Source organism: Malikia sp. (assembly GCF_028687635.1).
Taxonomy (GTDB): Bacteria; Pseudomonadota; Gammaproteobacteria; order Burkholderiales; family Burkholderiaceae_C; genus Malikia.
In genome coordinates this window covers 1-5,060 of record NZ_JAQTZS010000043.1, presented here as the reverse complement: position 1 = coordinate 5,060, position 5,060 = coordinate 1, and the positions used below count along the sequence as shown (strand labels likewise).

7 protein-coding genes are annotated in these 5,060 nt (G+C 39.1%); all 7 read left to right on the top strand.

What is annotated here, in order from left to right; all coding sequences use genetic code 11:
- A partial coding sequence (locus tag PHR85_RS15055; protein WP_300055986.1) for a hypothetical protein occupies positions 1-350 on the top strand: 350 nt, incomplete at its 5' end.
- Positions 340-927, top strand: coding sequence for a 16S rRNA (guanine(966)-N(2))-methyltransferase RsmD (rsmD, locus tag PHR85_RS15050; RefSeq protein WP_300055984.1), 588 nt, complete (start codon positions 340-342; stop codon positions 925-927). The genes PHR85_RS15055 and rsmD, both read left to right, overlap by 11 nt.
- 51 nt (positions 928-978) lie before the next feature.
- Positions 979-2,025 (top strand): flagellar basal body P-ring protein FlgI, encoded by a 1,047-nt coding sequence (locus PHR85_RS15045; protein ID WP_300055981.1) that lies wholly within the window; start codon positions 979-981, stop codon positions 2,023-2,025.
- The gene (locus PHR85_RS15040) at positions 2,025-2,318 is read left to right on the top strand and encodes a rod-binding protein (RefSeq protein WP_300055979.1); all 294 of its coding nucleotides are present in this window, start codon (positions 2,025-2,027) and stop codon (positions 2,316-2,318) included. Before PHR85_RS15045 ends, PHR85_RS15040 begins: the two co-directional genes overlap by 1 nt.
- 68 nt (positions 2,319-2,386) lie before the next feature.
- Complete coding sequence (locus PHR85_RS15035) at positions 2,387-2,593, top strand: flagellar biosynthesis anti-sigma factor FlgM (protein ID WP_300055976.1); 207 nt, start codon at positions 2,387-2,389, stop codon at positions 2,591-2,593.
- A 16-nt stretch (positions 2,594-2,609) separates the two neighbouring features.
- Complete coding sequence (locus tag PHR85_RS15030; RefSeq protein WP_300055973.1) at positions 2,610-3,038, top strand: hypothetical protein; 429 nt, start codon at positions 2,610-2,612, stop codon at positions 3,036-3,038.
- Position 3,039: 1 nt separating this feature from the next.
- Positions 3,040-4,908 carry a flagellar hook-associated protein FlgK gene (gene flgK / locus PHR85_RS15025; protein ID WP_300055970.1) on the top strand — a complete coding sequence of 623 codons (1,869 nt, stop codon included), beginning with the start codon at positions 3,040-3,042 and terminating at the stop codon, positions 4,906-4,908.
- Positions 4,909-5,060: the final 152 nt, after the last annotated feature.

The window sequence follows — 5,060 nt, the reverse complement described above, 5'->3', positions numbered from 1 at the left end:
TGCAGCGTTCATTGGAACTTTTCCTCGAAGGGCATTTGAGCTCTATCCGACAATGCGATATATTGATTCGGGACAAAGATATTCGAGATGATGTACACCCGACATTTGTCATCGGTGTCAATGGATCGTGTGACTTGGTTAAACCTTTTTCCAAAGCACAGCTGCTTCATGCATTGACGCAAAAGTATGAAGCAATCAAGCAGAAATCTTTTGAGTCGCTGGAAGAAGAACCGAGTCCACTCCCGGAAGAAGCAGTCAGTTTTGAAATTTTGGAACGTCATATCGACAAACTGACCCGTGAATATCAAGCTAATATTATTAAGGCGATTCGAGCATTTTATGAAAAATAGTCCAACCATTACAAAAAAAATTATTGCCGGGAAATACAAAGGTAAAACGTTAAAACTCCCTTCAAAAGAGACGACACGCAGTTCAAAAGCGATTGTTTTGGAGTCTTTTTTCAATACACTTCAATTTGATATTATAGATGCTGTTTTGGTCGAAGTTTTCTCAGGAAGCGGATCGATTGGTCTTGAAGCTCTCAGCCGAGGAGCTAAAAGAGTGATCTTTATGGAAAAAGACCGCGATGCGATTCGTACGTTGCGCGAAAATATTGCTCAAACCGATCCGAGTAGCTGTGAAGTGTTTGAAGGGGATAGTTTTAGCACCATCAACCAGGTAAAAAAACGGCTTTCATCATTAGGTGAGAGCGCTTTTATTTACGTCGATCCTCCGTTCGCATTTCGTGAAGGGATGGAAGAAATATATGATAAAACAATCGATATGATCGCTTCATTTCCGTTGGAAATGGCAACATTGATCGTTATCGAACATATGAGTACTCTGGAATTACCGGATGCTATCGGTCATTTCAACCGTCTCAAATCTAAACGCTTCGGAAAAACGTCTCTTACCTATTACGCATAAATCCATTATGGAATAAACTTTGCTTTATCCTTTGTAACTACAAGGATAAATATGAGAATTTTAATTGCCCTTTTTTGCTTAATCACTTTTTCTCAAGCCGCACGTATCAGTGAAGTCACTAATGTTGTCGGTGTTCGCGACAATCAGATCATCGGCTATTCTCTTGTCGTCGGTTTGAAAAAAACGGGGGATGGTACAACCTCTAAATTTACCCTCCAATCGATTGCTAATATGCTTAAAGCAATGAACATCGATATGAATCCGGTAGATATCAAATCTAAAAACGTTGCGGCTGTCGTTGTGACGGCAAAATTTGCCCCTTTTGCTCGTCGGGGAGATGCTCTTGATGTAACCGTCTCTTCTATCGGTGATGCGAAATCACTAGAGGGTGGTACATTACTTATGACTCCACTCAAAGGGGTAGACGGTAAAATTTATGCTTTAGCACAAGGGCCTATCAGTATTGGCGGAAAAAATGAAAAAGGTGCAGGTGCGGAATCGCATCCGACCGTGGGATTAGTATACGGTGGCGGATTGGTTGAGCGTGAAATTAATCAAGATATGGTTCATATGCACACTGCGACACTGTCACTTAAATCATCCAACTTTACCAATGCTGTTGCAATTCAAAATGTAATCAATGCAAAATACCACTCTTCAATTGCGACCGCAATCGATCCAAGAACAATCAATTTAGAACTTCCTGCGAATAAAACAATGGTTGAGTTTTTAGCTGAAGTCCAAAATTTAGATATCAATTATGCACAGGATCAAAAGATTATTATCAACGAACGAACCGGAACGATCGTTGCCGGAGTTGATGTTGAGGTACAACCTGTAGTGGTTACGCAAGGGGACATGACGGTTAAGATTCTTTCTCAAAATGCCGTATCGAAACCTGCCGGAAGCGTTACTATGGATAAAAGTCTTGTTATAGGGCTGAATGAAAATGAAGTTTATACCGAAAAAGGGACAACAACGGTTGCCAATATTGCCCGTTCGCTCCAAAAGCTCGGAGCCACCCCTAAAGAGATGATTTCAATTTTCCAAGCGATGAAAAGTGCCGGAGCAATTTCAGTAGATTTGGAGGTCATCTGATGGATATCTCAACAGTGCAATATCAAAAACCGCTCCCTACAGTAGGAACCAAAGAGGGTGATAAAGCTTTACGCGAAAAAACGGATCAGTTCGAAGCTATTATTGTGAAGATGATGATGGATGAAGCGATGAAAGATGAAAAAAATCTTTTTAGCACTACTAACGATCCGGGAGATAAAATTTTTAAGTCGATGTATCGGGATGAACTTTGCAATGCAAGTGCCGGAGGATTTGGATTTTCTCAAATGTTATTTGAAAATCTTAGTCAAAAAGGGATCAAAACAGGACAATAGGCTAAATTTATGATGGTTTTTGCCGATATGGTGTGTATACATCATAAACGGATAACTAAGGATTCAGCATGATTTCAAGTGTGAACGGCTCGCTCGTTAAAGCAGCATACCAAGAACCATCATTAAAAACCAAAGAGCAGGAGAAATCCACGCAATCTATTACGAAACAAGGTGACACAAGCCGAGTCGATGCGCTAAAAGCGTCTATCGAAAAAGGGGCATATCGTGTCGATATCGAAGCGTTAGCCAAGCGTATCGCTAAAGAGCTAACCTAAAGCATAGGAGTTTATGATGTTGTCTTATCAATTGCAGAGTGCTATCAAAGATCTTGAATCTCTTATTTCTTTATCGCAGGAAGATATTACTGATATCAAAGAGGCGAAACACAATCCTCAGTTTGAACGTTTGGCGATTAAAGAAGAGAAAATTAAAAGTTTTGAACAAAAGAAAGCGATGATAGATCGTGAAATATCAAAACTTATGACGGCGGAACCTTCTAAACCACTCTCAGAGCTTTTAAATAATGAACAACATCAACAACTCGATTCTCTCAAAGAGCATCTCTCAGAACTGCGTGAGATTAATCAGCAATATGCAAAAATGGTATTAAGTGTCGGAGCTTTTTACAATACACTTCTTGAACGGGTCGTTCCGACGCAAATGGAAGGTTATCAAAGAGTAGCTTCTTCTGAAGGATCATTTTTGGAAGTGCGAGCATAATATGGCATCAATTTTTAATGCATTGCATATCGGATACAGCGGTCTTAACGCGGCACAAGTTGGGATTGATACTACAGGACATAATATTTCCAATGCTGAAACACCAGGATATACACGTCAGCGTGTTGTGACTGCTGCGGCTACGCCGATCAGTATTGATCCGGGACAGCGCGGAAACGGGGTACAAATTACTGAAATTACCCGTATTTTTGACAGTTTTGTCTATAACCGGTATAAATCTGCTTCTCAAAACAAGTCGTATTCGGATGAGATGAAAAAAAATCTTCAAGAACTCTCTACCTATTTTCCGGATATCCAGAACAATGGTATTAAAAATGATTTGCAAACTTATTACAATACATGGCAATCTTTGGCGGATAATCCTGGTAATGCATCATTAAAAGTCTCCTTAGCTCAACAGACACAAACATTGACGCAAAATATTAATCAAACACGTTCAAAAATAACAGACCTTCAAAGCTCGTTAAATGATCAGGTTGCAGTAAATATTGATGAGGTTAATCGTGTTGCAGGACAGATTGCAGCTTTGAATAAATCTATTAATCTAGCAGAATCAGACGGGATTAATAATGCAAATGATTTACGAGATCAACGCGGTCAACTAGAGCTAACTTTATCCAATTTGATAGGTGCGAAGGTTACAGAAGGACAGATTACAAGTAACAATACTGTTGATAGCAATATATCTCAAGGAAACGGAAGTTATACAATACAAGTAGGCGGATTTAATCTGGTTGACGGTAGTAGTTTTCATCCGATAGGGATTGATAAAACTGGAAATAAAAATGGTTATAATGATCTTTACTATCAGCGACAAGACGGAGCAAAAATCCCCTTTTCAGACAAGATCACTTCAGGTAAAGTCGGGGCACTTTTGGAGTTAAGAGGGTCTAAAATTGGCTCAAATGGTGAATTTGAAGATGGAATTTTGCAAGATACGGTTACAAATATGGATAATTTTGCGAAAGGACTTATTCAAGCGACTAATAGTGTTTATGCTCAAAGTGCAACTTCACAAATGCGCTCAAATCCCCTTTCATTTTCCAACACAGAATCTCTTCTTAGCACCGGAGAAAATTTTAAAGAGGGAACGTTTGATGTTGTGGCATACAATATTGACGGTAAGGAAGTTGCCCGTCGTTCTATTACAATTAATCAACAAACGGTCATGGATAATGCTTCGGCTACAAACCTTCTGCCGGATGGTACTTCAAACAGTATTATCGCTCAACTTAAAGCACAAAAAGATGATAATGCCGATAACAATGCTTTAAATGATATTAACACTATATTGAATCCTGTATTTACTACCCCTGCAAACACGCTAAGTATTGATTTGTCTACTTCATTTGCCTCGCAGGGATATACGTTTTCGATTGAAGACAATGGAACAAATTTTGCCGGAGTGACAGGTGTAAACCGATTTTTAGATGGAAATAATGCAAAAAGTATTAGCCTTAATAGCAATTTAAAATCCGATTCATCCCAAATCAATGCCTTTAAAATGCCTAGCAGCGGAGACAATCAAACAGCAATGGATATGGTGAATTTGCAGTTTGCATCAGTCGATTTTAGTAACGGTCTATCGACTACGAGTGATACTATCTATAATTACTATGACTCGATGGTAACAAAGGTGGGGACAAAAACAAATTCTGCCATTACGAGTAATAATACAATCACGGCTCAGTATAATGCAATCAAACAAGAGCAGGATTCAATAAGTGCCGTCAATATTGATGAAGAGATGGCAAATCTGATCCGTTATCAAACGTCCTATGGAGCGGCTGCTAAGGTTATAACGACAATTGATCAAATGATGACCACCTTATTGGGTATTAAAGCCTAATGCCTTTTTTTAGTATTGCTGCGCTTGTCGCAGTAATTCTCTTCTCTTTTATCGGTCCTTTTGTATATAGAATCGATCCTTTATTTTTAGATTCTCATGCTATTTTAGTATCTCCTTCTTTGAGCCATTTGTTCGGTACAGACAGGTTGGGC

Bases quoted from the DNA above. Each gene is read 5' to 3' on its own strand.
- rsmD (WP_300055984.1), top strand. From the start codon at position 340: ATGAAAAATAGTCCAACCATTACAAAAAAAATTATTGCCGGGAAATAC.
- PHR85_RS15045 (WP_300055981.1), top strand. From the start codon at position 979: ATGAGAATTTTAATTGCCCTTTTTTGCTTAATCACTTTTTCTCAAGCC.
- PHR85_RS15040 (WP_300055979.1), top strand. From the start codon at position 2,025: ATGGATATCTCAACAGTGCAATATCAAAAACCGCTCCCTACAGTAGGA.
- PHR85_RS15035 (WP_300055976.1), top strand. From the start codon at position 2,387: ATGATTTCAAGTGTGAACGGCTCGCTCGTTAAAGCAGCATACCAAGAA.
- PHR85_RS15030 (WP_300055973.1), top strand. From the start codon at position 2,610: ATGTTGTCTTATCAATTGCAGAGTGCTATCAAAGATCTTGAATCTCTT.
- flgK (WP_300055970.1), top strand. From the start codon at position 3,040: ATGGCATCAATTTTTAATGCATTGCATATCGGATACAGCGGTCTTAAC.